This is a genomic window from Sinomonas atrocyanea (genome assembly GCF_001577305.1).
GTDB classification, from domain to species: Bacteria; Actinomycetota; Actinomycetes; order Actinomycetales; family Micrococcaceae; genus Sinomonas; species Sinomonas atrocyanea.
Map to the genome: position 1 here is coordinate 2220917 of NZ_CP014518.1, position 24416 is coordinate 2245332.

Consider the following 24416-nt stretch of genomic DNA (forward strand, 5'->3'; position numbering starts at 1 on the left):
TATCGGGGCCGCCCTGCGTAGGATTCGGCGCATGCTCCCTGAACACCTTGACCTCGTCCGCTCCCTGTCCGCCCCCTCGGTGCATCCTGCCGCGGGCCGCTGCGCCGTCGCCGTCACCCGGCCCGACTTCCGGGCCGACGCGGCGGTCGGGCAGATCTGGGAGGTGCCCCTGCACAGCGGGCCCGCGCGGCTGCTCACGCGCGGCTTCCGGGACGCGGCGCCGCAGTACTCGCCGGACGGCTCCGTCCTCGCCTTCCTCCGCGCCGCCCCCACCGGCAGGCCGCAGCTCGCGATCGTCGACGCCCGCGGCGGCGAGCCGAGGATCCTCACCGACGCCCCGCTGGGGGTGGCCCAGTTCGCCTTCTCGCCGGACGGGGCCCGGATCGCCTACACGGCCCGCGTGCCCGAACCCGGGCGGTACGGCTCCACCGACGGCGTGGCAGCGGGCGCAGAGGACCCCCGGCTCATCCGGGACCTCAACTACCGGCTCAACGGCGTGGGGTACACGGGCGACCAGCGCACGCGGCTGTTCGTCCTCGACGTCCCGGCCCTGGACGCCGAGCCGTTCGTGGCCGCGCGCGGGCGCGCCGCGGCGGAGGAGGCCGCGGCGAAGGGGGACGCGGCGAAGGGGGACGCGGCGAAGGGGGACGGTGCACCGACCGGCCTGCCCGAGGCGCGGCAGCTCACGGACGGCAGCGTGGACCACACCGAGCCCCGCTTCAGCGCCGACGGCGCCTGGATCTACACGGTGTCCGGCTTCGACCCCACAGCCGTCGACACCCTGGGGAGCCGCGCCGTCCGCACCCCCGTCGCAGGCGGCCCGAGCGAGGCGCTCGACCTCGGCACCGAGGAGGCCGCCTCGGTGGACCTGGCCGCGGAGGCGCCCGACGGCTCCGGGGTGTTCGTCCTCGCCTCCTCGCTGGGCGAGACGGGCGCCGACTTCGTGGGGCGTGCGACCCACCTGTTCTGGCACACTCCGGCCGACGGCGCGACGCACCGGCTCACCGCCGACGGTGACGACCTCGGCGAGGCCGCCGGGGCGCTGCAGGTCACCGGCGACGGGCGGGCGCTCGTCCTCGCCCGCACGCGCGGGACCGTGCAGCTGATCGCCTTCGCGCCCGACGGCCGGCGCGAGCAGCTCACGTCCGGGCCCCTCGTGGTGACGGGGGCAGGGGAGGCGCGCGGCGCCGTCGTGCTCGCGGCGGCCGACGCCGACGGGCCGGGCGAGCTGTACCGGCTCGCCGACGACGGGGGGCTCGAGAAGCTGACCGACGTCAACGCGCCGCTGCGCCAGTCGGCACCGCCGCGCACCCCCCAGGAGTTCACCGGCACGAGCGCTGACGGCAGCGACGTGCACGGCTGGGTGGTGCTCCCGGAAGGCGACGGGCCGCACCCGACGCTGCTCATGATCCACGGCGGCCCCTTCGCCCAGTACACCGGCGCCTGGTTCGACGAGGCCCAGGTCTACGCGGGCGCCGGGTACGCGGTGGTGATGTGCAACCCGCGCGGCGCCGCCGGCTACGGCGAGGCGCACGCCCGCGCGATCCGCGGCCGCATGGGCACGGTGGACTTCGAGGACGTGCTCGGCTTCCTCGACGCTGCGCTCGCCGGCTACCCGCAGCTCGATCAGGGCAGGCTCGGCATCCTCGGCGGCTCCTACGGCGGGTACCTGACCGCCTGGACGATCGCGCACGACCACCGGTTCAAGGCCGCCGTGGTCGAGCGCGGGTTCCTCGATCCGGTCAGCTTCGTGGGCTCGAGCGACATCGGGTGGTTCTTCCCGGGCGAGTACACGGGGTGGGACCCGGCAGCGATGGCCGCCCAGAGCCCCATGGCCCGCGTGGGGGAGGTCCGCACGCCGACCCTCGTGGTGCATTCCGAGGAGGACTGGCGGTGCCCGATCGAGCAGGCCCAGCGGTACTACGCGGCGCTCCGCCTCGGCGGGGTCGATTCGGAGCTGCTCGTCTTCCCGGGGGAGAACCACGAGCTCTCCCGCGCCGGGACCCCCCACCACCGCCGGGCACGCTTCGAGCACATCCTGCGCTGGTTCGCGCAGTACCTCTAGCGGGCTAGGCCGAGAAGCCGAGGGCGCGGGCGGCCCGCTCAGGGGTCGGCTGCGCCCACCGGGCGGTGTACTCCTCGTTGGCGCACAGCGACCGCGGCTCCGCGCGGTCGAGGTAGAGGGTGCCGCCGAGGTGGTCGGTCTCGTGCTGGACGATGCGCGCCTGCCAGCCGCTGAACTCGGCCGAGCGGGCGCTGCCGTCCGGCGCGGTCCACTGCGCCCGGACGGCGGCCGCCCGGCGCACCACGGCGGTGTAGCCCCGCACCGAGAGGCAGCCCTCGTAGAAGCCCGCGCGGCCGTCTCCGAGCGGCGCGTAGGCCGGGTTGAGCATGGCCGTGAAGGACAGGGGCACCCGGTCCCGGGCGCGCGCCGACTCCTCGTCGGCGGCCCAGGTGTCCTCGAGCACCGCCAGGCTCAGCGGCAGGCCGATCTGGGGTGCGGCGAGGCCCACGCCGGGCGCGGCATGCATGGTCCGGCGCATGAGGAGGACCAGCGCATCCAGGAGCTCGGCGTCGAGCTGGCCGTCGAAGGGCACGGCGCGGGTCCGCAGGGCGGGGTGGCCCGCCTGCACGATCGGCGGGATGCCCTCCGTGGCCACGAGCTCGGCGGCGGCCTCGGCGATGCGGGCCGCGGTCCAGTCACTCTCCGGAGCCGTGGTGCGGTAGGGGGATGGGGTGCTCATGGGGCAAGCCTAGGCGGCGCCGGCGGCGCTAGCCCGCTGGCCAGCCGCACGCCCGTGCCACGAAGCGGTAGAGGGCGGCCCGGAGGGCCGGCGGGGCTGCGACCTTGACCACCCCCGTGGCGTCCCCGACCCCGAGCTCCACCGGGAGCAGGGTGCCGACCTTGTCCTCGGCGACGGCGTGCGGGTCGCAGCGGGCCGGGCGCACCGCGAGCGCGACCCTCGTTCCGGGCGCGAGGATGACGCCGTGCGGCCACGGCCGTCCCGGGTCCTCGCCGAGGAGGATGGTTCCCTCCACCGCCTCAAGGATGCCCTGCGGCGGGGTGCCGGTCGGTCCGGCTGAGGTGCCGGTCGGCTCGGCCGGGGCATCCGCGGCGAGGGTCAGGACGGCGGTCGACGGCGTGCTCCCCGCGCCGAGGGTGTCCTCGAGCCGCAGCCGCACGGCAAGGGCGGCCTGCTGGGCGAAGCACTGCTCGCCGTGGAGGCGGGGCAGCACCGCGTGCGGGTCGGCCGCCGCCACGGTGTGGTCCGTGCCGTCGGCGAGCCGGACGCGGAGGGAGGGCGCGGTGTCGGACGCCCCCAGGTTGCAGCGGGCGGCGGCGAGGGCTGCGGGGAGGCTCAGGGTCTGGCCTGCGGTCAAATCCGCCGATCCGGACCACACGGTCCCATCCTGGAACCGGGGGTCGTCCAGCTCGGCCCGGACCACCGTGAACGGCGCGCCGCCGGTGTCGGTGACCTGGAGGACCACGGAGCCGGAGGCGTACTCGTCACGGAACTGGTCGACGGCGGCGCCCACGGGCCCTGGAGAGCCCGGCGCGGACGGAGGCGCAGCGGGCGAGCAGCCGGCCGCGCAGGCGAGGGCCACGAGCGCACACAGCGCTCGGGCGGCCGCCGCTGACCGGACCATGCGCCCAGAGTACGTCGGCTAGTGCCGGTCCACGACGATGCGCAGGAAGTCGGCAGCGGCCGGATCGAGCGGCCCGCTCGCCCGCCACACCGCGCGCAGCACCCGGCCCAGCTGGAGCCCCGGCGTCGGCACCTCGACGAGGCGGCCGCCGCGCAGCGCGGCCTGCACGGCGAGCCTGCTGACCACCCCGGGGCCCAGGCCCGCCGCCACGCTCGCCGCCAGCGCCGCGTTGCTCCCGACCTCGAAGCGCTCACCGGAGCCGTGCGGGGCGAGGGCCAGGTCGGTGATCTGCCGCGTTCCCGAGCCGGGCTCCCGCACCACGAGCCCGGCCGCGGCGACAGCGGCGGCGGATACCCCGGCGTCGGCCGCCCAGGGATGGTCCGGTCGCACGACGACGACGAGCTCGTCCCTGCCCACGTCCAGGTAGCGGAATCCCGTCTGCACCGTGGGGCCCTCGACGAAGCCCAGGTCGGCGGCCCCCGAGCGGAGCCGGTCGAACACCTCATCCGAGTTCCCGACGTCGAGCGTGGTGCTCACACCGTCCAGGCGCTGCTGGGCCGCGGCGAGCCACCCCGGCATGAGGTGCTCGGCCACCGTGAGCGACGCGCACAGGTGCAGGGTCCCGCGGCCCCCTCGAGCGCGCCGACCGCCCGGCCCACGTTCTCGGCGGCGCCGACGACCTCCGCGGCGAGCCCCGCGATCACCCGGCCGCGGTCCGTGAGCCGCGTCCCCTGCGGGGTCCGCCGGGCCAGGGGGAACCCCGCCTGGCGCTCCATCTGCTCGAGCAGGCGCGAGGCATTGGGCTGGGCCATCCCGATGGCACGGGCCGCCCCGCCGATGCTGCCCTCGGCGGCGAGCGCCGCGAGGAACCGGTAGTGCCGCAGCTCCCAATCCTGCACAGACATATCGCCAGCATATGTTCTGCTGTCCCGCGCTCAGCGGGCGCACAGGTGGAAGCCCTGTGGCGCACAGGTGCCGATTCCTACACTGGAGGCATGATCAGGGTCAGCCGCCGCCACTTCCTCCAGGGCGCGGGGATCGCCGTCGTCGGGGCTGTCGCCGGCGCCGGGGTTGCCCGGTCGAGCATCTTCCCCCTCCCCCCGAGCGCGGCGGCCGCCACGCCCGCGCCCAGCCCGTCCGCCTCGGCGGCCGCCGGCCCTCCCGACCGGACCTTCGTCACCACCAAGCTGACCGCGGCGCGGGTGAGCGTCTGGACCGCGGGCACGACGGCGCCGGGCCTGCTCTTCACCGGCCCCATGGGGCACGGGACGAACGGGCTCATCATGGACAACTCCGGGGCGCCGGTATGGATGGAGCCGACCGGAGCCGGGGTCACGGACCTGCGCGTGCAGACGTACCGGGGAAAGCCCGTCCTCACCTATTGGTCCGGGACGGGGATCGGCGGCCACGGCGAAGGGGTCGGCGTCATCAAGGACACGGCCTACACGACCATCGCCCAGGTCTCCGCCGGGAACGGGCTCAAGGCCGACCTGCACGAGTTCACCCTCACCGCCGCCGGCACGGCGCTGCTGACCTCCTACCCCACGGTGCAGGCCGACCTCACCGCGCTCGGAGGCCCCACGGCGGGATACATGTACGACTGCCACGTGCAGGAGGTCGACGTCGCGAGCGGGGCCGTGCTCTTCGACTGGACGGCGTCCGCGCACATCGACCTGACCGAGTCCTTCGTCAGGCCCGCGGACGATGCCACGGCCAACGGGGCCACAGCCGCGACGGCCTTCGACCCGTTCCATGTCAACTCCGTGGACCGCCGCCCGGACGGGTACCTCGTCTCCGCGCGCCACACCCACGCCGCGTACCTCGTCGCCCCGGACGGCGCGGTGAGATGGCGCCTGGGCGGGGTACGGAACGAGTTCTCGATCCCGGACTCGGCGGCGTTCGCCTGGCAGCATGACGTCCGCCAGCGGCCGGGCGGTGTCATCAGCATGTTCGACAACCACTACAAGGACGGCACGACCGGGACCTCCCGCGGCCTGATCCTCGCGGTGGACGAGGGCGCCCGCCGGGTCACGCTCAAGCTCGCCCTCCAGCGGGGCGGCCACCGGGGCAACGCCATGGGCAACGTGCAGTTCCTCGACAACGGCCACTACCTCGTCGGCTGGGGATCGGACCCCGCCGCCACCGAGTTCACGGCGGACGGCACGCCCGTCGCCGAGGCCACCGGGATCGGCGGCGGCTGCTACCGGGCCTACCGCCACGTCTGGAGCGCGACGCCGACAACCCTGCCCGATGTCGCCGTCGTTCCCGGCAACGGCTCCACGATGCAGGCCTTCGCCAGCTGGAACGGCGCCACCGAAGTGGCGAGCTGGCGGTTCCTCACGGGAAGCAGCCCGCAGTCGCTCGCCGAGGCCGCCCACGTGAAGAAGCGGGGGTTCGAGACGAACGCCGCCGTGGCCACGGCCGCACACCTGGCGGCGCAGGCCCTCGACGCGAAGGGCTCCGTCCTCGCGACATCTGCGGTGATCGCGGCGTAGCGTAGGGGCCCATGGGCCGTCCGACCGGCGGGGCCCCACGAGGAAGAGGTCCGAGGTGAGCGCTGCCCGCGAGCACCGGCTGGGAGTCGTCTGCGTCATCGGCGCCTCCGTCCTGTGGGGGACCACGGGCACGGCCTCAGCGCTCGCCCCGGGGGTGACGCCCCTCGCCGTCGGCGCGGCGTCCATGGGCTTCGGCGGCCTCCTCCTCGCCGCGACGGCCGCCCGGCAGATGGGCCGCCACCGCGCGACCCTTGCGCGCTCGTGGCGGCTCGTCGGAACCGGCGGGGCCGCGGTGCTCGTCTACGCCCTCGCCTTCTACACCTCGATGCGGCTGGCCGGCGTGGCCATCGGCACGGCCGTGTCGATCGGGGGAGCGCCCGTCGCGGCCGCCCTCCTCGAGCGCCTCGTCGATGGCCGCCGGCTCTCCCGCAGATGGGCGGTCGGGGCCGCCTTGGGCATCGCCGGCGCCGTGGTCCTGTGCCTCGCACGGGGCGGCGCCGAGCCCGGACAGGTGACCCAGACGCTCGCCGGGGTCGCGCTGGGGGCCCTCGCCGCGGCGTCGTACGCGCTCTACTCCTTCACCAGCCACCGCCTCATCGGCGCCGGCGCGGCGTCCCGCGCCGCGGTGGGCGCGACCTTCGGCGCCGCTGCGCTCGGGCTCCTCGTGGTGCTCGGGTTCACGGGGAGGGCGTTCCTCGACTCAGGGCAGAACCTGGCCGTGGGCGCCTACTTGGCCGTGGTGCCCATGTTCGCGGGCTACATCCTGTTCGGCTGGGGCCTCAGCCGCGTCCCGGCCAGCACGGCGACCACGGTGTCCCTGGCCGAGCCGGTCGTCGCGGCCGCGCTCGCCGTCCTGGTGGTGGGGGAGCGGCTCCCCCTCGCGGGCTGGGCCGGGATGGGCCTCATCGTCGCGTGCCTTGCGGTGCTGACGGTGCCGCTTCCCGCCCGGTCGCGGCGCCGTGCGCGCCCGGAACCGCTCAGGGTGGAGGGATAGCGGTGGACCCCGTCGAGGCGCTCCGGGAGATCGCGTTCTGGCTGGAGCGGGAACAGGCGGAGACCTACCGCGTCAAGGCCTTCCGCACGGCGGCGGGAATCCTGGCCGCGATGCCGCCCGAGGACGTGGCGGCGCGGGCGCAGAACGGCAGCCTGCGCAGGGTCAAGGGCATCGGGGACCGCACCTTTGGCGTGGCCCGGGAGGCGGTCGACGGCGAGGTCCCCGCCTACCTGCGCGAGCTCCGCGACCGCGCGGCGACCCCCCTGGCCGAGGGCGGCGAGAGCATCCGCGGGCAGCTGCGCGGCGATCTGCACGCCCACTCCGACTGGTCCGACGGCGGTTCCCCGTTGGCCGAGATGGCCGAGGCCGCCCGCTGGCTGGGCAGGGAGTACCAGGCCCTCACCGACCATTCGCCGACCCTGACCATCGCGCGCGGGCTCGACGCCGAGCGGCTCCGCCGCCAGATCGATGCCGTCGCCGAGGTGAATGCCTCCCTCGGAGGCGACGGGTTCCGGATGCTGACGGGCATCGAGGTGGACATCCTCGAGGACGGCACCCTGGACCAGACGCCCGAACTGCTCGGCCGGCTCGACGTCGTGGTCGCGAGCGTGCACTCGAAGCTGCGCTCGGAGCCCGGTCCGATGACCCGGCGCATGCTCGCCGCGATCGACGACCCGCACACGAACGTGCTCGGCCACTGCACCGGGCGGCTCCTGCGCGGCTCCCGGGGCACGCGCCCCGAGTCGCAGTTCGACGCCGCGCGGGTGTTCGAGGCCTGCGCGGCCGCAGGGGTCGCCGTCGAGATCAACTCGCGGCCCGAGCGGCAGGACCCGCCCGACCGCCTCATCCAGACGGCGCTCGACGCCGGCTGCCTCTTCAGCATCGACACGGACGCCCATGCCCCCGGCCAGCTGGACTTCCTGCAGTACGGGGCCGCACGCGCCGAGGCCAACGGGGTCCCGGCCGAGAGGATCGTCACGACCTGGCCGCTGGCGAAGCTGCTCGAGTGGACGTCGCGGCGCCGCTGATTCCTCCCATCTGCTGTTTGCCGTGATCCGCGCGGGGGTAGCCGAGGGGCACCCACACCACCAGGAGGAACCATGGCCTTCGAGCCCCGCACCGCCATCGTCACAGGATCGGACTCCGGGATCGGGCGGGCCACCGCGGTCGCCCTCGCCGAAGCCGGGCTCGACGTCGGCATCACCTGGCACACCGACAGAGACGGCGCCGAGCGCACCGCCGACGCCGTGCGTGCCGCCGGACGGCGCGCCGTCGTCGAGCAGTTCGACGCCGCCGATGCGCCCCGCTGCGCCGACACCGTGGATGCGCTCGCCGACCAGCTCGGCCGGCTCGACGTGTTCGTCAACAACGCCGGCACCGGTGCCAACGTCCCGTTCCTCGAGATGGACTACGAGCGCTGGCGCGGCATCGTCGCGACGGACCTCGACGGGCCCTTCGTGTGCCTCCAGCGCGCCGCGCGGCGGATGGTCGCCCAAGGCTCCGGCGGCCGCCTGATCGCTGTCACGAGCGTGCACGAGCACCAGCCGCGGGTCGGGTCGTCCGCCTACGACGCCGCCAAGCACGGCCTCGGCGGCCTCATCAAGACGATGGCACTCGAGCTCGGGGCCGCGGGGATCACCGCAAATTCCGTGGCCCCCGGCGAGATCGCCACGCCGATGACCGGGCAGGAGGACGAGGACCCCCGTACCGTCCACCGGCCCGGAGTGCCCCTCGGCCGGCCGGGCGACGCGCGCGAGGTCGCCGCCGTCATCGCCTTCCTCGCCTCGCCGGCCTCCGCCTACGTGACGGGCGCCTCTTGGACCGTGGACGGCGGGATGCTGCAGATGGGCCCCCAGGCGGGGTCCCACCTCACCGACGACGCCTGGCGCGAGGGGTAGACCGGTCCAGATCCCGGCCTGTGGAGTCTGTCACAGAAGGCCCGCGTCCCCGTACCGGTCTAGCTATGATGGCGGGGCAGGCTCAACGAGGAGGCTGCCGGGGCCCGGCCCTGATACCAGAGAAGGCATTCAGCGCATGACTTTCGACTCTCACTCCGTGACCCTCAAGATCTGGGACCCCTCGACCGTCGACCACACGCTCGAGGAGGCCATCTCGCACGTGTCCACACTCGCCGGCGCGCACCGCGACCACGTCAAGGTCAGCCGCAGCGGCCCGGACGTCTTCACCGTCCACGTCGGGGACCTCGCCTGAGGGCAGCCTCCCGAAGGACGTGACCGGGCGCCGTGCCAGCAACGCTGGAACGGCGCCCTTCCTCTGTTCCGGGGCCAACGGCACTTCTGCTGCCGGCCCGCCCGGGGCGACGGTGGAGGCATGACGGAATCCGGCCCAGGCCGCGACCGCGGCGCACGACGGCGCCGGATCCGCTCGCGCCTGCTGCTCGCCGCCGCGGCACTCCTCGTGGTGATCGGCGCGGGCACCGCCTGGCTCGTCCTCGTCCGCCCGCCGGCACCCGGCCCCGCCGCGCCGGTGACGGCCTCCGCGGGCCCGACGGCCGGCCCCAGCCCGACCGCAGCGGCATCGTTGCCCGATCTGGGCTCCGGCCCGATGAACATCCTCCTGCTCGGCAGCGACATCCGGGGCAGCGCTCGGGACGCCCTCGCCCGCCAGGCCGCCTCGGGGGGTGCCGTGGACCAGCGGGCCGACATGATGATGCTCCTGCACGTCCAGGCCGACCACCGCCGGGTGTTCGGGATCTCGATCATGCGCGACACCTGGGTGACGATCCCGGGGCACGGAGAGTCGAAGATCAACGCGAGCCTTGCCCTCGGCGGCCCGCAGCTCGCGGCGGCCACCGTCGGCTCGATCCTCTCGGTCCACATCGACCACTGGATCCTGCTGGACTTCGACGGCTTCAAGGCAATCACGGACGCCCTCGGGGGAGTCGACGTGAACGTGCCCGTCGCGTTCACCGCGACGTTCGACACCCACCACCGCTTCGTCCGCGGCACCAACCACCTCGACGGCCAGGCTGCCCTCGAATTCGTGCGCGAACGCTACGCCTTCCCCGACGGCGACTACCAGCGGGTCCGCGACCAGCAGGCCTTCGTCCGATCCGTGATCGCCCAGATCCTCGCCCAGGGGCGGGTGGGGGATCCGGCCGGCACCCTCGCCCTGATCGGGGCGGCCGCCCCGCACCTGGTCACCGACGAGGGCCTCGGTGCCAAGGGGCTCGCCGTGCTCGCCTACGGACTGCGGCGCGTGGACCCGTCGTCGGACGTCTTCTTCACCCTGCCGACGTCCGGCACGGGCACCTCGCCGGACGGCCAGTCGATCGTGATCGCGGACCGTGCGGGGATCGCCTCGGTGGCGTCGGCGCTCGGCAGCGACAGCCTCGGCCAGTACGCCGCACTGCACCGCCTCTCCTAGGCGGATCCCGATCGGCCCCTGCCTACACTGGGCCCATGCACCCAGCCGACTCCCATGATGTGATCCGCGTCCAGGGCGCGCGGGAGAACAATCTCAAGGACGTCAGCCTCGAGCTCCCCAAGCGCCGGCTCACCGTCTTCACCGGGGTCTCGGGCTCCGGCAAGAGCTCGCTCGTGTTCGCGACCATCGCCGCGGAGTCGCAGCGCATGATCAACGAGACGTACTCCACCTTCGTCCAGGGCTTCATGCCGACCATGGCCCGCCCCGATGTCGACCTCCTCGAGGGCCTCACCACCGCCATCATCGTCGACCAGGAGCGCCTGGGCGCCAACGTGCGCTCCACGGTGGGCACCGTGACCGATGCGAACGCCATGCTGCGGATGCTCTTCAGCCGGCTGGGCGATCCGCACATCGGCTCTGCGCAGGCGTTCTCGTTCAACGTCCCCTCGGTGACCGGCGCCGGAGCGATCAGGACGGCCGCCGGCCGGACCGAGAAGCGCTCCTTCACCGTCGTCGGCGGGATGTGCCCCTGCTGCGAGGGCACGGGGCAGGTCAGCGACTTCGACCTCGACGCCCTGTACGACGCCTCGAAGTCCCTCGCTGGGGGCGCGCTCAAGGTTCCCGGCTACAGCATGGACGGCTGGTACGGGAGGATCTTCGCCGGGTCCGGGTACTTCGACATGGACAAGCCGATCGGGCAGTTCACCGAGAAGGAACTCGACGACCTGCTCCGCCGCGAGCCGACCAAGATCAAGGTCGAGGGCATCAACCTCACCTACGAGGGCCTCATCCCGAAGATCCAGAAGTCGATGCTGTCGAAGGACCGCGAGTCGATGCAGCCGCACATCCGGGCCTTCGTGGAGCGGGCGATCACCTTCCAGCCATGCCCCGAGTGCGGCGGCACGCGCCTCGCCGAGGGCGCGCGCTCGTCGAAGATCAGGGGCCTGAGCATCGCCGACGTGTGCGCCCTGCAGATCACCGACCTGGCCGAGTGGGTGCGCCGGCTCGAGGAGCCGTCCGTGGCGCCGCTGCTGAAGGGCCTGCAGCACCTGCTCGACTCCTTCGTGGGCATCGGGCTGGGCTACCTCTCGCTCGAGCGGGCCTCCGGCACGCTCTCGGGCGGGGAGGCGCAGCGCACCAAGATGATCCGCCACCTCGGCTCGTCCCTCACCGACGTCACGTACGTCTTCGACGAGCCGACCATCGGCCTGCACCCGCATGACATCCAGCGCATGAACGAGCTCCTCCTCCAGCTGAGGGACAAGGGGAACACGGTGCTCGTCGTCGAGCACAAGCCCGAGGCGATCGAGATCGCGGACCACGTGGTCGACCTCGGCCCGGGCGCAGGCTCCGCCGGCGGTGAGGTCTGCTTCGAGGGCACCGTCGAGGCGCTGCGGGGGAGCGGGACCCGCACCGGGCGGCACCTGGACGACAGGGCCCGTCCCAAGGGCACCGTGCGAGCCCCGAAGGGCCATCTCGCAGTGCGCGGCGCCTCGACGAACAACCTCAAGGACGTCGACGTCGATGTCCCGCTCGGTGTGCTGACCGTGGTCACCGGCGTGGCAGGCTCCGGGAAGAGTTCGCTCATCCACGGCTCGGTCGCACCCGCCGAGGGGGTCGTCACCATCGACCAGGGCGCGATCAAGGGATCCCGGCGCAGCAACCCGGCGACGTACACGGGCCTGCTCGAGCCGATCCGGAAGGCCTTCGCAAAGGCCAACGGCGTCAAGCCGGCGCTGTTCAGTGCCAACTCCGAGGGCGCGTGCCCGGTGTGCAACGGCGCCGGGGTGATCTACACCGAGCTGGGCTTCATGGACACCGTCACCACGCCCTGCGAGGAGTGCGAGGGCAGGCGCTACCAGCCGGCGGTGCTCGAGTTCACGCTGGGAGGCCGGAACATCGCCGAGGTGCTGGAAATGGCTGTCGAGGACGCCGAGCGCTTCTTCTCCGAGCCCGAGGCCGCGATCCCCGCCGCGCACAGGATCCTGAGGCGGCTGGCCGACGTGGGGCTGGGGTACCTCTCGCTCGGGCAGCCGCTCACCACGCTCTCGGGCGGAGAACGGCAGCGGCTCAAGCTCGCCGCGCAGATGGGGGAGAGGGGCACCGTCTACGTCCTCGACGAGCCGACCACGGGCCTGCACCTGGCCGACGTCGAGCAGCTGCTCGGCCTGCTCGACCGCCTCGTGGACGCCGGCAGGTCCGTGATCGTGATCGAGCACCATCAGGCGGTCATGGCCCACGCCGACTGGATCATCGACCTCGGGCCGGGGGCGGGGCACGACGGCGGCCGGGTCGTCTTCGAGGGGACTCCCGCCGACCTCGTGGCGGCCCGGTCGACCCTGACGGGGGAGTACCTCGCCCGATACGTCGGAGCTTAAGGGCCAAGGGCGAGCGGGAGATCAGGCGCTAGGCCGTCGCGTACCGTCCCGAGCGCTCTGCCCGGGCGCGCGCCTTCGCCGCTTCCTCTTCGCGGTTCTTCGGCGGCGTCGTCGCCACCAGATCGTCGAGCAGGTGCGCAGTGATGTGGGCGATCTCAGCGACGGCGTGGTCGAACGCGTCCTGGTTCGCCTTCGAGGGCTTCGTGGTGCCCGCGATCTTGCGCACGTACTGCAGGGCGGCCGCCTGGATCTCCTCTGACGTGGCCGAGGGCTCGAAGTTATGGAGGGTGTGGATGTTCCGGCACATGCCTCGACGATACGCGCCGTGGTGACCTGGGTCACCGGTGCGCCTCAGGGCTGCGGCGGGGCCAGCGGGGGACGAACGGCTCTAAGGCTCGTGCCTCCGGCCGTGCCAGAGTGGAACCGGGACGCTGGTCCGCCGTTGCTGAAGCGGCCGCCAGCAGAGTGAGGGAGGCATACCCCGAGATGTGGAAGCCCAACGATCTCGTCCCCACGCCCGGGTCCTGAGCGATGCACGGCAGCAGCGGCCCGCAGGATCCTCAGGGCCCGGCGGCGGCCGGCAGGCACCTGGAGCGGTACCGGCAGATCGCCGAGACCCTCGCGCGCCACGGCCTCGGCTTCGCTATCGGCGCCGCCGGGCTGCAGCGGTGGGTCCCGCTGCAGCACGGGCTCCTCGGCCACGAGGCCCGCCAGGAGCCCTATTCCAATCCCGAGCACCTGCGGCTGGCCCTCGAACAGCTCGGCCCCACCTTCATCAAGCTCGGCCAGGCCCTCTCCACCCGGCACGATCTCCTTCCGGGCCCCTACCGGCAGGAACTGGCCCGCCTCCAGGACCAGGCTCCGCCCGTCCCGGCGGCCGCCGTGGTGGAGGCCATCGAACGGGAGCTTGGGGGAGCCCCGCAGGAAGTGTTCGCCTCCTTCGATCCCTCCCCGCTGGCCAGCGCCTCCCTGGGCCAGGCCCACGCGGCCACCCTGGCCGACGGGACGGAGGTGGTGGTCAAGGTCCGCCGGCCCGGGGTGGTGGAGCAGGTCGAGCTCGACCTGGAGATCATCGCCAACCTCGCCGCCCAGGCCGCGCGGCATTGGGATGCCGCCGCGGACTACGACGTGCCCGGCATTGCCGAGGAGTTCGCCCAGACGTTGCGGGCCGAGCTGGACTACCTGGCCGAGGCCCGCAACGCGGAGCGCTTCCGCGCCGCCTTCTCCGCAGACCCGGGGATCCACGTGCCCCGGGTCCATTGGGACACCACCACCTCCCGTGTCCTGACCCTCGAGAGGATCCGGGGCATCAAGATCAGCGACCTGGCGGCGCTCGACGCCGCGGGGATCGACCGCCCGGCCTTGGCGGCCCGCTACGCAGATGCCGTGGCGAAGATGGTCTTCGAGGACTCCTTCTTCCACGCCGATCCACATCCGGGGAACCTGTTCGTCGAGCCCGACCCTGCGCGCCCGGGCGGCCGGATCGGGCTGATCGACTTCGGCATGGTCGGCACGGTGGATCCTCAGCTCCGCGCCCACCTCTCTGCGCTGCTGATCGCGCTGGCGCGCCGGGATCCTCGCGCCGCGGCGCGAGCCCTCTCGGACGCCTCCACCGGCAGGAAGCGCCCGGACCTGGGGCGCCTGAGCGAAGACCTGGCCCCGGTCATGCGCCTGTATGCCGAGCGGCCACTGTCTGAGGTGCCGCTCGGGGCGTTCGTCCGGGAGCTCCTCGGCGTCGTGCGCCGGTATCGCCTCCAACTGCCCCGAGAACTGGCCCTGCTGCTGCGGATGCTCGTGATGGTCGAGTCTCTGGCCGTCACCCTGGATCCGGGGTTCCAGTTCGCCGCCGTGATCGGGCCCTGGGCCGAATCCCTCGCCCTGGAGCGGCTCGCTCCGCCCGCTGTCCTCCGTCGCCTGGGCCACGCCGGAAGCGAGTTGCTGGACGCAGCCGAACGCCTGCCCCGCCAGCTCCGCTCCCTGGAAGATGCTCTGGAGCGCGGGGGAGCCCAGGTCAGCCTCCGCCCCGGCGAGCTGGAAGAACTGATCTCGCACCTGGACTCGGCCGCCCGTCTGGTGGCCGCCGCCACCCTTGCCGCGGCGTTCGTCCGGGGCGTCGGGGAGATCCTCGTCTCCCAGCCCCCAGGGCACCCTCGGGGCCTGCGGACGGTCCTCACAGGGGCCGGCATCGCCGCCTCCGGCTCGCTGGCGGCCTACCTCGCGTGGACCGGGCGCCGGCGGTCCTGATGGTCGGACTTCGATCGTTGCCCTGCCGCCTTGTCGCCTCAGACCGCGCTCGTCGTCGCTTCAGACTGCGGTCGTCTTGGGCGCCGCGGAGTGCGAGGGATGCGCTGGCGACTGGCGATCAGACGGCACAGGGCGTGACGCCGCGGCTCTCCTCGGCAACCCAACATGCTTGGCCGATAATCGACATTATGTCAATTAAAGGACCGGAGCGCGCCCCTGGGACTTTCGGCCGCCTCCCCGGCGCCTGCTGCTGCACCTCCGCGCCCCCGGGCGGCCCAGGCGCATTCCGCCGCACAGGCCGAAAACCCAGAAATCGACGAGAGGTACCTTTCACGGTTTTCGGGCTCTTCTGGGACCGGCGCTGCGCACGGCGTCCGTCGATTATGTCAACTGGGCGGGAAACGGGCGGTGGTAGTTCCTGTGCGTTTCGGCCCCGAGAATCCCGTTCACGGGCCGCATGGTCACGTCCCCGACAGCCGGCGGGCGCGCCCCTCGAGATAGGACCTCTCCCCTGCGGCCGGTGCCAGCCGCGAGGCCTCCGCGTACTCGGCGGCGGCCTCAGCAGCACGGCCCGTCCTCGCGAGGAGGTCGGCCCGCACCGCGTGGAATACGTGGTAGCCCGTGAGGTCGAGCGCGTCCACGAGTGCCAGCGCGGCCCCGGGTCCCTCGGCTTCGGCCACCGCGACCGCCCGGTTGAGCGCCACCACCGGCCCGGGCGCCAGCTCGGCGAGCAGGTCGTAGAGCCGCACGATCCGGCGCCAGTCGGTGGCCTCGGCCGACGCCGCTGCGGCGTGCACCGCCTGGATGGCGGCCTGGAGCTGGTACTGGCCGAGCCGTCCGCGCGCGAGGCACTCGTGCACGAGGGCGGTGCCCTCGGCGATGAGGTCCGCGTCCCAGAGCGATCGGTCCTGCTCCGCGAGCGGCACGAGGACCCCGCCGGGACCGGAGCGCGCAGTCCGCCGCGACTCGGAGAGCAGCAGCAGGGCGAGCAGTCCCCTGGCCTCCGGCTCTCCCGGGAGGAGCTGGACCAGCACGCGCGCGAGCCGCACGGCCTCGGCGCACAGGCCGGCCCGTGCCGGCGGCTCCCCCAGCCCCGCGGAGTAGCCCTCGTTGTAGATGAGGTAGACCACCGCCAGGACCCCGGCGAGCCGCTCGGGCAGTTCCTCGGCCGCCGGCACCCGGTACGGGATGCGCGCGTCGCGGATCTTGGCCTTCGCGCGCGAGATCCGCTGGGCCAGGGTCGGCTCTGGGACGAGGAAGGCGGCGGCGACCTGCGCCGTCGTGAGTCCGCCGATGATCCGCAGGGCGAGGGCCACCCTGGCCGGCATGGCCAGCGCCGGGTGGCAGCAGACGAACAGGAGCGCGAGCCGGTCATCGCCCAGCGGCTCGTGCCGCGGCTCCTCGTCGGCGAGGGCTGCGGCGGCCGCCTCCTTGCTCCCCCGGACCGCCTCGCGGCGGAAGCGGTCGACGGCGCGGCGGCGCGCCGTCGTGATGATCCAGGCGCCGGGGTGGTCGGGGATGCCGTCCGCGGGCCAGCGCTCGGCCGCGGCCGCGAAGGCCTCCTGCACCGCGTCCTCGGCGAGGCCGAGGTCCCCGGTGGTGCGCACGAGGACCGAGACCGCCCTGCCGTACTCCTCGCGGAACACGGCAGCAACGGTCCCGGCCTCCCGTTCCTCAGCCACCCGTGCTCGGCGCGGGGACGCCCGCGAAGGGCCGGACCTCGATCGGAAGGCCGGTGATCTGGGCGAACCTGCGTCCCCACACCAGCGCCGCATCGAGGTCCGGGGCCTCGATGATGTCGAAGCCGCCCATGTGCTCCTTGCCCTCGAGGTAGGGCCCGTCGGTGACGAGCACCTCTCCCCCGTCCGCCCGCAGCACCGTCGCGGAGGATGCGTCCGCGAGCCCGTTGCCGTACACGTAGGCTCCCGCGGCCTTGAGGTCAGCTGTCAGCTCGGCCAGCTTCGCCATGATCGGCGCGAGGAACTCGGGCGGCGGCACGACGCCGTCGGGCTGGTACATGCTGATCAGGTACTGGGTCATGGCTCTCGCCTCCTGTCGTCGGGGCCCCTGCGGCCCCTCACCTACTGGACGAACGGACGGCGCTGATTTCGACACGGCCCGCGGAAGGAGCACGAGGAGAGCCGCCGCGCCCGCTGCTCACCCGGCGTCGGCCGCCGCCTCGAGGTCCGCGATCACGATCTTGCGCATCGAGAGCATCGCGGCGAAGGCCCGCTGCGCGCGGGCAGAGTCGGGATCGGTGCGCAATTCCTCGAGCCGCGTCGGAATGACCTGCCAGGAGAACCCGAAGCGGTCCTTGAGCCAGCCGCACTGGCTCTCGACGCCGCCGTCGGCCGTGAGCGCAGTCCAGTAGTAGTCCACCTCGTCCTGGTCGCGGCAGAAGACCTGGAGGGACACCGCCTCGGTGAACGTGAACTCCGGGCCGCCGTTGAGGGCCAGGAACGGGCGCCCGTCGAGCTCGAAGGCGGCAGTCATCACGCTCCCCTGCTCGCGCGGGCCCGCCTCGCCGTACCGCTCGATCCCCGTGATGCGGGAATGGGGGAAGATGCCCGTGTAGAACCGGGCGGCCTCCTCGGCCTGGGTGTCGAACCACAGGCAGGTCCTCATCTCGGGCATGGCTCCTCCGGGGGTCCTGGCATCCTCGCTGCCCGCATTCTTCCGCGCACCGCGCTGCGGCGGAAGGGCACGAGGACCGCCGGCGCCGGTGACGGCACGCACGACGCCGGCCGGGGCGCCTTCCGCGCGTAGGCTTGAGGCATGCGTCCTTCCCCTTCAGCCTCCGCGCCCTCGGCGGCCCGGGCAGCCCGCCCCGCCGCCGGCCCCGCCATTGCCGCCGCCGTCGCAGACCTGGTCATCGTCCTCGCCTTCGCGGCGACGGGACGCGCGAGCCACGGCGAGGCCGATGCAGTGGCCGGCGTGCTGGCCACGGCATGGCCGTTCGCCGTGGGGCTCGCGCTCGCGTGGGCCCTGCCCCTCCTCCACCGCAGGCCCCTGGCCGTCTGGCCCGCCGGCGTCCTCGCGTGGCTCGGCACCTTTGCCGTCGGGATGCTGCTGCGCGCCGCAACCGGCCAGGGGACGGCGGTGCCGTTCCTCATCGTGGCCGCGAGCGTCCTCGGCATCGCACTCGTCGGGTGGCGCGCTGCCGCCCTCGGGGTGCGCGCTGCCCGGCACCGGCGGGCAGCGCACTAGGCTGAAGGCAGGGAACGCCCCTTCTTCGAACGGAGGACCATGATCACGGCATTCGTCTTCATCCAGACGGACTCAAAGAAGATCCCCGAGGTGGCCGAGCAGATCTCCGCCATCCCGGGCATCAGTGAGGTGTACTCGGTCACCGGCGACTGGGACCTCATCGCGATTGCGCGCGTGCGGGAGCACGAGGAGCTCGCCGACGTGGTCGCGGATCGGCTGTCGAAGGTCGACGGCGTCATCGAGACGACGACCCACATCGCGTTCCGCGCCTACTCGCGTCACGACCTCGACGCGGCGTTCTCCCTCGGACTGTCCTGACGCACGGACTGTCCTGACGCCCCGCAGGGCGAAACGGCAGGGGCCGGGCCGCGTGGCCCGGCCCCTGCTCTGCCCCACGGGGCAGCGATCAGGATCGGGTGAAGTCCACCCAGGCCTGCAGGACCCGGGCCGCGGCGCCGGAGTCGATCGATTCCTCGGCGCGCCGCTTGGCGGCCGCGAGCCTTTCGAGCAGCGGGCCCTCCGCCGAGAGGTCGTAGGCCACGAGGCCCGCGGCGGCGTTGAGCACCACCGCGTCGCGCACCGGGCCGCGGTCGCCGGCGAGGGTGCGCCGCACGACCTCGGCGTTGTGGGCGGCATCGCCGCCGCGCAGGTCGTCCAGCGTGGCCCTCGGAATGCCGAGGTCGAGAGGATCGAGGACGGACTCCGTGAGCTTCCCGTCCCTGACCTCCCAGAGGCGCGACGTGGTGGTGATCGTGAGCTCGTCCAGCCCGTCGTCGCCGCGGAACACGAGCCCGCGGCTGCCGCGCTCCGCGAGGACGCCGGCGATGAGCGGTGCCATCCGGGCATCGGCCGCTCCCACTGCCGAGGCCTGGACGTGTGCGGGGTTCGTGAGCGGGCCGAGGATGTTGAACGCCGTGGGTATCGCCAGCTCCTTGCGCGGCACCGCGGTGAACCGGAAGGACGGGTGGAAGACCTGGGCGAAGCAGAAGGTGATGCCCACCTGCTCGGCGGCTGCTGCCACGCGGTCGACGCCCATGTCGAGCCGCACCCCGAGGGCCTCGAGCACATCGGCCGAGCCTGAGGACGAGGACGCCGCCCGGTTGCCGTGCTTGACGACCTTGGCACCGGCTCCGGCCATGACGAGCGCCGCCGTGCTCGAGATGTTCACCGTGTTCTGCTGGTCCCCGCCCGTGCCGACGATGTCGAGCTTCTCCCCCGAGATGCTGATGGGGGTCGCCCGCGCGACCATGCCCTTCACGAGGCCCGCGAGCTCGTCCACGGTCTCGCCCTTGGCGCGCAGGCCCACGAGGAACCCCGCGATCTGGGAGTCAGTGGCGTCACCGGACATGATCGTGTCCATGGCCCAGGCCGTCTCGGCCTGGGTCAGGTCGCGCCCGGCGACGAGCGCGCCGATGAGGGACCGCCACGTGGGCGCGGTCACATTGGCAGAATCCCCATGGGCAGATCCACTGCCGGAAGCCTCGGTGTTCACGCCTCCGATGCTATCGACCCCGCGCGAGTGGCGCCCAAACGTCCCCGGATGAGACGGGCCGCACCCGCCCACGGCCGCGGATCCGCATGTTTTCGAGGGTTTGTAGAAAAAGTTCCCAGAAGGTGCGGTTCGCGTTGGGCGAACCCGAGGTTTGTAGACATAATGTCCTTGTGACGACAGCGACTCATGCCCCGACAACCCCGGCACATCCCACGCTGAATCGCCCCAACATGGTCTCGGTCGGGACCGTGGTGTGGCTGTCCAGTGAGCTGATGTTCTTCGCCGGCCTCTTCGCCATGTACTTCACCCTGCGTGCCGCCTCGGGCGGCCTGTGGGCTGAGGAGACGGCCAAGCTCGACTTCCCCTACGCGCTTGTGAACACGATCGTCCTCGTGGCGAGCTCGTTCACGTGCCAGATGGGCGTCTTCGCGGCGGAGAGGCTCCAGCCGCGCCGCAGCGGCGGCCTCTTCGCGTTCGCCAAGTGGGGCATGGTCGAGTGGTTCATCCTCACGTTCTTCATGGGCGCCTGGTTCGTCGCCGGCCAGTCCACCGAGTATGCGAACCTCACCGCGGAGCACGTGACTCTGAGTGCCAATGCCTACGGTTCTGCGTTCTACATGACGACCGGCTTCCACGGCCTCCACGTGATGGGCGGCCTCGTGGCCTTCCTGTTCATCATCGGCCGGGCCTTCGCAGCCAAGCGCTTCGGCCACTACGAGGCCACCTCGGCCATCGTCACCTCGTACTACTGGCACTTCGTGGACGTCGTGTGGATCGGGCTCTTCCTGGTCATCTACGTCCTCAAGTAGTCCCAGGAGCACAGCAGCAGATTTCGGACCGCGCCCGGACGGCGGCGGCAGCAAACGGATAGGAACGGATTCGTGAAGGCACTCTCGCAGAAGCGGCGTCACCCGATGGCAGTCATCGCACTGTTGGTCATGGGGCTGCTGCTGACCGGCGGAATGTACGCAATGTTCAGCACTGCCAACCAGGCCAAGGCCGACACCAGCTTCTCGGCGTCGGACGTCAGCGAGGGGCAGAAGCTCTTCGTGGCGAACTGCGCCACGTGCCACGGGATGGGCGCCTCCGGCACGGCCGCCGGTCCGTCGCTCGTCGGCGTCGGCGCGGCAGCGGTGGACTTCCAGGTCGGCACCGGCCGCATGCCCATGCAGATGAACGGCCCGCAGGCCCAGAAGAAGCCGGTGCAGTTCAACGACGATCAGACCAAGCAGCTGGCCGCGTACGTCGCGTCGCTCGGCCCCGGCCCGGCCCTGCCGGATGCGGCCATGCTCGACGACAAGGGCGATGCCACCCACGGCGGCGAGCTCTTCCGCGTCAACTGCGCGATGTGCCACAACGCCGCTGCGGCCGGCGGTGCGCTGACCCAGGGCAAGTTCGCTCCGTCCCTGGCCGGCGTGACCGAGAAGCACATCTACGAGGCCATGGCCACGGGCCCGCAGAACATGCCGGTGTTCTCCGATGCCAACATCTCCCCCGAGAGCAAGCGGGACATCATCACGTTCCTCAAGACGATCGAGACCCAGGGCTCGCCCGGCGGCGCCACCCTCGGCTCGCTCGGTCCGGTGTCCGAGGGCCTCTTCGTGTGGGTTGCCGGCCTCGGCGTCATCATCGGCTTCACGATCTGGCTCACGTCCCGCACGTCCTGACGCGCCAGCGCATCGCAGTAGGGGCCGCCCGACAGTGGCGGCATAGATTTGAACATCGTCCCCGGACCGCCGGGGGCCAGGAAGGATGAGGGGAAATATGGGCAACCATAGTGACGGTTCTCCCCAGACCGGGGGCGCTGTAGCTACGGCTGGTCAGACAGAGAAGTTCGCGGATCCGGGACTCCCGCCGCATCGTCTCCGCCTGGCTGACACCGACCCCAGGGCTGCGAAGCGCGCTGAGCGCCAGGTCACGATTCTGTTCATCATCTCGGTGATCGGCACGATCGTGTTCCTCGTCGCGTACTTCGCCATCGACTTGGGCAGTGACTCGACGATCCCGACGATCCGCCTGCAGAACATCCTGCTCGGCCTCGGCACCACGTTCGCGATGCTCGGCATCGGCACGGGGATCGTCCACTGGGCCAAGGCGCTCATGCCGGACCACGAGGTCTCGGAGTCCCGCCACGCGATCAGCTCCGAGGAGGACCGCGTCGCGGCGGTCAAGATCGTCGACGACATCATCGAGGAGACGGGCATCAAGCGCCGCCCCCTCATCCGGAACACCCTCATCGGCGCGCTCGCGCTGGCGCCGCTGCCGGCCCTGGCCGTCTTCGGCGATCTCGGGCCGAACGCGAACGACAAGCTGCGCCACACGATGTGGGCCCCCAAGGACGGCAAGAAGGTCCGCCTCACGCGTGACCCGGACGGTACGCCGATCAAGGCGTCGGATGTCACCATCGGCTCGGCGTTCCACGTCATTCCCGAGGGCCTCAACGACCTCACCGAAGGCAAGCTGAACGAGAAGGCCAAGGCCGTCGTCCTTCTCATGCGCCTCAACCCCGAGGACCTGCACGTCTCGCCCGGCCGCGAGAGCTGGAACTACAACGGCATCGTCGCGTATTCCAAGATCTGCACGCATGTCGGCTGCCCGGTGGCGCTCTACGAACAGCAGACCCACCACCTGCTGTGCCCGTGCCACCAGTCGACCTTCGACCTCACCCACGAGTGCGAGGTCATCTTCGGTCCTGCGAGCCGTCCGCTTCCGCAGCTCCCGATCGAGGTCGACGCCGACGGCTACCTTGTGGCCACGTCGGACTTCCACGAACCTGTTGGACCTAGCTACTGGGAGCGTGAGTACTCGTGAGCGGCACTACCGCCTCCACCTATCAGCCGCCGACCAAGGTCGGCCGGATCGCCAGCTTCGTCGACCAGCGCACCGGCGCGTCGAGCGTGGTGCGGGAGTTCGGCCGCAAGGTCTTCCCCGACCACTGGTCGTTCATGTTCGGCGAGGTTGCCCTCTACAGCTTCGTCATCCTTCTGCTGTCGGGCACCTTCCTGACGTTCTTCTTCGATCCGTCGATGGCGGAGACGCACTACGCCGGCGCCTACGTGCCCCTGCGCGGCATGGAGATGTCGGTTGCGTACCAGTCCTCGCTGCACATTTCCTTCGAGGTGCGCGGCGGACTGTTCATGCGCCAGGTCCACCACTGGGCCGCCCTGCTGTTCGTGGCCTCGATGAGCGTGCACATGCTGCGCGTCTTCTTCACCGGCGCGTTCCGCAAGCCGCGTGAGATGAACTGGGTCATCGGCGGCGTGCTCCTCATCCTGGGCATGGCGGCCGGCTTCACCGGCTACTCCCTCCCGGACGACCTGCTCTCGGGCAACGGCCTGCGCATCATCGACGGCGTCATCAAGTCCATCCCGATCATCGGCACCTGGATCTCGATGTTCCTGTTCGGCGGCGAGTTCCCGGGCTCGGCCATCATCGGGCGTCTGTACGTGCTGCACATCCTGCTCATCCCCGCGATGATCCTGCTGTTCGTCGCGCTGCACCTCATGTTCGTCGTGGTGCACAAGCACACGCAGTACCCCGGCCCCGGCCGCAACGACGGCAACGTCGTCGGCTACCCCCTCGGCCCGGTCTACGCGGCCAAGGCCGGCGGCTTCTTCTTCATCGTGTTCGGGGTCATCGCCGCGATGGCTTCGGCGTTCACGATCAACCCGATCTGGAACTACGGTCCCTACGACCCCTCCCCCGTCTCGGCCGGCACCCAGCCGGACTGGTACATCGGCTGGGTCGACGGTGCGCTGCGTCTCATGCCGGGTGTCCTCGGCCCGATCGGTGGCTACCGGCAGCACTTCGAGTTCATGATCTTCAACCAGACGCTCACGCTCAATGTGCTCCTGCCGGCGCTCGTCCCGGCGGGCATCGTCTTCACCGTGCTGTTCACGTACCCGTGGATCGAGCGCTGGATCACCAAGGACGAGCGTGAGCACCACGTCCTGGACCGTCCGCGCAACGCCCCGACGCGCACCGCGATCGGCATGGCCGGATTCACGTTCTACTGCGTGATGTGGGCTGCAGCCAGCTCCGACCTCATCGCGACCCACTTCCACGTGGCGCTCAACGATGTGACCTACTGGCTCCGCGCGCTGTTCTTCGCAGGCCCGATCATCGCCTTCGTCATCACGAAGCGGATCGCCCTGGCGCTGCAGCGCAAGGACCGCGAGATTGCCCTCCATGGCCGGGAGACGGGCCGCATCGTCCGGCTCCCCCACGGCGAGTTCATCGAGGTCCACGCCCCGGTCGACGAGTACAAGCGCTATCGCCTGGTCGGCTTCGAGTCCCCGCAGGTCCTTCCGGCGCAGCCGAACGCGAAGGGCGTCGTGGACCGCACGGAGAAGCGCCGCGCGAAGCTCTCCCAGTGGTTCTTCGAGGACCGCATCGCTCCGGTCACCCCGGCCGAGCTCGAGGCGGCCCACGCCCACGGGCACCACGAGGCGATCGAGTCGCACGACGAGGCCAAGAGCATCACCCACTGACGCCGGCAGCCTCGCCGACAGAAGGACCCCGCACCTGCCGGTGCGGGGTCCTTCCCGTATGAGCACCTGCGAGCGGCGCCC

General features: G+C 72.0%; 24 protein-coding genes. 15 read left to right on the top strand and 9 right to left on the bottom strand.

Annotated elements, in window-relative coordinates; translation table 11 throughout:
* Nucleotides 1-31: 31 nt before the first annotated feature.
* Nucleotides 32-2065: a S9 family peptidase gene (locus SA2016_RS10205; protein WP_066497768.1), complete on the top strand. Its 2034-nt coding sequence runs from the start codon at nt 32-34 to the stop codon at nt 2063-2065.
* Nucleotides 2066-2069: 4 nt separating this feature from the next.
* Here SA2016_RS10205 and SA2016_RS10210 read toward each other — a convergent pair whose 3' ends face one another.
* From SA2016_RS10210 to SA2016_RS21985, 4 genes are read right to left on the bottom strand one after another with little or no spacing between them, the layout of a single operon-like run.
* Entirely contained in the window at nt 2070-2744 is a 675-nt protein-coding gene (locus tag SA2016_RS10210) for a peptide deformylase (protein WP_066497769.1), read from the bottom strand.
* Nucleotides 2745-2772: 28 nt separating this feature from the next.
* Nucleotides 2773-3648, bottom strand: coding sequence for a hypothetical protein (locus SA2016_RS10215; protein WP_141305373.1), 876 nt, complete (start codon nt 3646-3648; stop codon nt 2773-2775).
* 18 nt (nt 3649-3666) lie between these two features.
* Nucleotides 3667-4242, bottom strand: coding sequence for a LysR substrate-binding domain-containing protein (locus SA2016_RS21440; protein WP_218918326.1), 576 nt, complete (start codon nt 4240-4242; stop codon nt 3667-3669).
* Entirely contained in the window at nt 4182-4553 is a 372-nt protein-coding gene (locus SA2016_RS21985; RefSeq protein WP_066497775.1) for a LysR family transcriptional regulator, read from the bottom strand. The genes SA2016_RS21440 and SA2016_RS21985 overlap by 61 nt, the downstream gene beginning before the upstream one ends.
* 90 nt (nt 4554-4643) lie before the next feature.
* On the opposite strand from SA2016_RS21985, the gene SA2016_RS10230 reads away from it, so the two are divergent.
* The 7 genes from SA2016_RS10230 to SA2016_RS10255 all read left to right on the top strand — a co-directional run bounded on the left by SA2016_RS10230 (nt 4644) and on the right by SA2016_RS10255 (nt 12902).
* Nucleotides 4644-6143: an arylsulfotransferase family protein gene (locus SA2016_RS10230; RefSeq protein ID WP_066497777.1), complete on the top strand. Its 1500-nt coding sequence runs from the start codon at nt 4644-4646 to the stop codon at nt 6141-6143.
* Nucleotides 6144-6198: 55 nt separating this feature from the next.
* On the top strand, nt 6199-7137 hold the full coding sequence (locus tag SA2016_RS10235; RefSeq protein ID WP_066497778.1) for a DMT family transporter: 939 nt from the start codon (nt 6199-6201) through the stop codon (nt 7135-7137).
* A gap of 2 nt (nt 7138-7139) precedes the next feature.
* Entirely contained in the window at nt 7140-8165 is a 1026-nt protein-coding gene (locus SA2016_RS10240) for a PHP domain-containing protein (RefSeq protein WP_066497783.1), read from the top strand.
* A 72-nt stretch (nt 8166-8237) separates the two neighbouring features.
* Nucleotides 8238-9035, top strand: a complete 798-nt coding sequence (locus SA2016_RS10245; protein WP_066497784.1) for an SDR family oxidoreductase — start codon at nt 8238-8240, stop codon at nt 9033-9035.
* Nucleotides 9036-9171: 136 nt separating this feature from the next.
* Nucleotides 9172-9348 carry a hypothetical protein gene (locus SA2016_RS21775; RefSeq protein WP_169803067.1) on the top strand — a complete coding sequence of 59 codons (177 nt, stop codon included), beginning with the start codon at nt 9172-9174 and terminating at the stop codon, nt 9346-9348.
* A gap of 120 nt (nt 9349-9468) precedes the next feature.
* Nucleotides 9469-10524, top strand: a complete 1056-nt coding sequence (locus tag SA2016_RS10250) for an LCP family protein (protein WP_066497786.1) — start codon at nt 9469-9471, stop codon at nt 10522-10524.
* Nucleotides 10525-10559: 35 nt separating this feature from the next.
* Nucleotides 10560-12902 (top strand): ATP-binding cassette domain-containing protein, encoded by a 2343-nt coding sequence (locus SA2016_RS10255; protein ID WP_066497789.1) that lies wholly within the window; start codon nt 10560-10562, stop codon nt 12900-12902.
* 28 nt (nt 12903-12930) lie between these two features.
* On the opposite strand, the gene SA2016_RS10260 is transcribed toward SA2016_RS10255, so the two are convergent.
* Nucleotides 12931-13209 (bottom strand): DUF2277 domain-containing protein, encoded by a 279-nt coding sequence (locus SA2016_RS10260; protein WP_066497791.1) that lies wholly within the window; start codon nt 13207-13209, stop codon nt 12931-12933.
* A gap of 224 nt (nt 13210-13433) precedes the next feature.
* On the opposite strand from SA2016_RS10260, the gene SA2016_RS10265 reads away from it, so the two are divergent.
* Nucleotides 13434-15146 carry an ABC1 kinase family protein gene (locus tag SA2016_RS10265; protein WP_066497792.1) on the top strand — a complete coding sequence of 571 codons (1713 nt, stop codon included), beginning with the start codon at nt 13434-13436 and terminating at the stop codon, nt 15144-15146.
* 461 nt (nt 15147-15607) lie between these two features.
* Here SA2016_RS10265 and SA2016_RS10270 read toward each other — a convergent pair whose 3' ends face one another.
* The 3 genes from SA2016_RS10270 to SA2016_RS10280 form a co-directional block, all read right to left on the bottom strand.
* The gene (locus SA2016_RS10270) at nt 15608-16828 is read right to left on the bottom strand and encodes an RNA polymerase sigma factor (RefSeq protein WP_066497794.1); all 1221 of its coding nucleotides are present in this window, start codon (nt 16826-16828) and stop codon (nt 15608-15610) included.
* Nucleotides 16821-17186: a YciI family protein gene (locus tag SA2016_RS10275; RefSeq protein ID WP_066497795.1), complete on the bottom strand. Its 366-nt coding sequence runs from the start codon at nt 17184-17186 to the stop codon at nt 16821-16823. Before SA2016_RS10275 ends, SA2016_RS10270 begins: the two co-directional genes overlap by 8 nt.
* A 117-nt stretch (nt 17187-17303) precedes the next feature.
* Nucleotides 17304-17780: a VOC family protein gene (locus SA2016_RS10280; protein ID WP_066497796.1), complete on the bottom strand. Its 477-nt coding sequence runs from the start codon at nt 17778-17780 to the stop codon at nt 17304-17306.
* 141 nt (nt 17781-17921) lie between these two features.
* Between SA2016_RS10280 and SA2016_RS10285 the strand changes: the two genes are divergently transcribed.
* Complete coding sequence (locus SA2016_RS10285; protein WP_066497797.1) at nt 17922-18353, top strand: DUF3054 domain-containing protein; 432 nt, start codon at nt 17922-17924, stop codon at nt 18351-18353.
* A 39-nt stretch (nt 18354-18392) separates the two neighbouring features.
* Nucleotides 18393-18671: an Lrp/AsnC family transcriptional regulator gene (locus SA2016_RS10290; protein ID WP_066497802.1), complete on the top strand. Its 279-nt coding sequence runs from the start codon at nt 18393-18395 to the stop codon at nt 18669-18671.
* Nucleotides 18672-18759: 88 nt separating this feature from the next.
* On the opposite strand, the gene trpD is transcribed toward SA2016_RS10290, so the two are convergent.
* Nucleotides 18760-19794: an anthranilate phosphoribosyltransferase gene (gene trpD / locus SA2016_RS10295; protein WP_141305375.1), complete on the bottom strand. Its 1035-nt coding sequence runs from the start codon at nt 19792-19794 to the stop codon at nt 18760-18762.
* Between the two features lie 221 nt (nt 19795-20015).
* Here trpD and ctaE point away from each other — a divergent pair, with 221 nt between their 5' ends.
* From ctaE to qcrB, 4 genes are all read left to right on the top strand, one after another.
* Nucleotides 20016-20654 carry an aa3-type cytochrome oxidase subunit III gene (gene ctaE, locus SA2016_RS10300; RefSeq protein WP_229710786.1) on the top strand — a complete coding sequence of 213 codons (639 nt, stop codon included), beginning with the start codon at nt 20016-20018 and terminating at the stop codon, nt 20652-20654.
* Between the two features lie 72 nt (nt 20655-20726).
* Nucleotides 20727-21512, top strand: a complete 786-nt coding sequence (qcrC, locus tag SA2016_RS10305; protein ID WP_066497806.1) for a cytochrome bc1 complex diheme cytochrome c subunit — start codon at nt 20727-20729, stop codon at nt 21510-21512.
* A gap of 97 nt (nt 21513-21609) precedes the next feature.
* The gene (qcrA, locus tag SA2016_RS10310) at nt 21610-22656 is read left to right on the top strand and encodes a cytochrome bc1 complex Rieske iron-sulfur subunit (protein ID WP_066497809.1); all 1047 of its coding nucleotides are present in this window, start codon (nt 21610-21612) and stop codon (nt 22654-22656) included.
* Nucleotides 22653-24335 carry a cytochrome bc1 complex cytochrome b subunit gene (qcrB, locus tag SA2016_RS10315; RefSeq protein ID WP_066497811.1) on the top strand — a complete coding sequence of 561 codons (1683 nt, stop codon included), beginning with the start codon at nt 22653-22655 and terminating at the stop codon, nt 24333-24335. The genes qcrA and qcrB overlap by 4 nt, the downstream gene beginning before the upstream one ends.
* Nucleotides 24336-24416 lie beyond the last annotated feature (81 nt).